The organism is Cellvibrio mixtus subsp. mixtus J3-8 (assembly GCF_000766945.1).
GTDB lineage: Bacteria > Pseudomonadota > Gammaproteobacteria > Pseudomonadales > Cellvibrionaceae > Cellvibrio > Cellvibrio mixtus_A.
In genome coordinates, this window is sequence record NZ_ALBT01000139.1 from 1 (window position 1) to 1,594 (window position 1,594).

General features: G+C 39.8%; 4 protein-coding genes. 3 read left to right on the forward strand and 1 reads right to left on the reverse strand.

Going from position 1 to position 1,594, the window contains the following annotated elements:
- Nucleotides 1–375 (forward strand): hypothetical protein (locus tag A596_RS23085; protein WP_160280078.1); only part of this gene is annotated, 375 nt, incomplete at its 5' end.
- Nucleotides 376–625: 250 nt separating this feature from the next.
- Complete coding sequence (locus tag A596_RS05010) at nt 626–1,009, forward strand: hypothetical protein (RefSeq protein WP_039913064.1); 384 nt, start codon at nt 626–628, stop codon at nt 1,007–1,009.
- Nucleotides 1,010–1,071: 62 nt separating this feature from the next.
- Here A596_RS05010 and A596_RS23860 read toward each other — a convergent pair whose 3' ends face one another.
- A complete protein-coding gene (locus tag A596_RS23860; protein ID WP_084128057.1) occupies nt 1,072–1,209 on the reverse strand; it encodes a SymE family type I addiction module toxin in 138 nt (45 codons plus the stop codon).
- Nucleotides 1,210–1,346: 137 nt separating this feature from the next.
- Here A596_RS23860 and A596_RS23865 point away from each other — a divergent pair.
- The coding region (locus tag A596_RS23865) for an RHS repeat domain-containing protein (protein ID WP_160280080.1) at nt 1,347–1,594 on the forward strand (248 nt) is incomplete at its 3' end.

The window sequence follows — 1,594 nt, forward strand, 5'->3', positions numbered from 1 at the left end:
TCAGCGGGTAGTGGTGCGACTACATTGTGTGGGCAGGATGCGATTGATTTTGGAAAATATTGGCAGGATTTTGTAAACCAAGCATGGACAATTTCTGCTCCGTATTTTGTTGATTATGAAACACGGGGCCAATTGCAATTTCTTAATAGCTATACTGGCGATAACACGTTTAATTTCATGGAGGAAGTGGATCAAGATTCTGCGGAAGAACTAAAGAAGCTCCAGGATGAAATTGATGGAAAAGGATATAGTGCAGCAGCTACGCTTCTTGGTACTGTACTGACTGTACTGGAGAAGAAGAACAGCAAGAAAAATACAGAAGCTCTTGAAACTAAAAAAGCATCTACGCTATCTCCTGGACCATATGCAAAATAATCGATACCTGCACACAGAGGTAAGCCAACAGCTGAAGAGCAACGGAAAGTTAATGAATTAATGGAAAAGTATGGCTGCCATACCTGTGGAACTAAAAACGCAGGAACAAAAAGTGGTAATGCTGTAGCAGATCATCAACCAGCTCAAGCTTTGGGGAACCCAAAGATTTTTCTCCCTCATTGCATCGTTTGTATGAGGCAACAAGGTGGAGAGGTTGCACAAGAGTTATTCAAAAAGCGGAGTTCATTAAATGAATAAAGTAATTGTTAATGTGCCTAATGCAATATTATTTATTGTTGATCTAAAAAATAATGAAACTGTTATTCCAGTATATATTCCTGATCAAGTTGCATCTGCAACAGATACATGCGTGTCTGTTGCTACTCAGGCACCCGAAGACGGAGAAACAGAGGTTTCTTTAGTTGTTAATTTTGAAAATTCCTTAAATTATCATCACGTATTTGAAGGCAGTATTTCTATTTATGGTGGAAAAATTGCTGTAGTTACAGCTGAGCTTGAAACTCTTCTAGAGCTTGATGTCCCAAATGGAAAAGCAGCATTTTCAATTTTTGTTAATGACGTACATCACCCTTCTGTCGTAATTGTTAGCTTGTTAAACAAAAATACTTTTTAATAAATTGTGTCCCGTCCAAACTAAAAATGCCGCTCTCGTAACGGCATTTTTATTCACGTTCCTCACTCGGTTGTCAGCACCAAACACCCGTACATTACCCGAATGGTCACGAGTGAGTTGATATCAAACCCCGCGTGTTTTAACCAATGGCCTTTGAGTTGCAGCCAGGGCACGGTTGCCTGTGGCGGGTATTGTTTCATGAGTGCAAAAAAACAATTAAAGGTACTCGGATTTTGGTTTTAGTTGTTATGAATGTATGGACATGTTGAGGTTGGTTCCTCACTATCAATCTACAAAAAACCGAATAGCAAAAGCTATTCGGCCTTTTTCATAAAAAATACTATTCTTTTTTACAGCATTCACTGCACGTGGTTTTACTGATCACGAGCATCTGGATTCGGTGGGATTAATCCACATGAATGGCCGTGTGTATGATCCGGAATTGGGCCGCTTCCTGAGTGCTGATCCGTTTGTGCAGGCGCCTTATAATTCACAGAGTTATAATCGTTATTCGTATGTGTTCAATAATCCTCTGAGTTTTACGGATCCGAGCGGGTATTCCTGTGAATCTTCCAATGTGAAGAT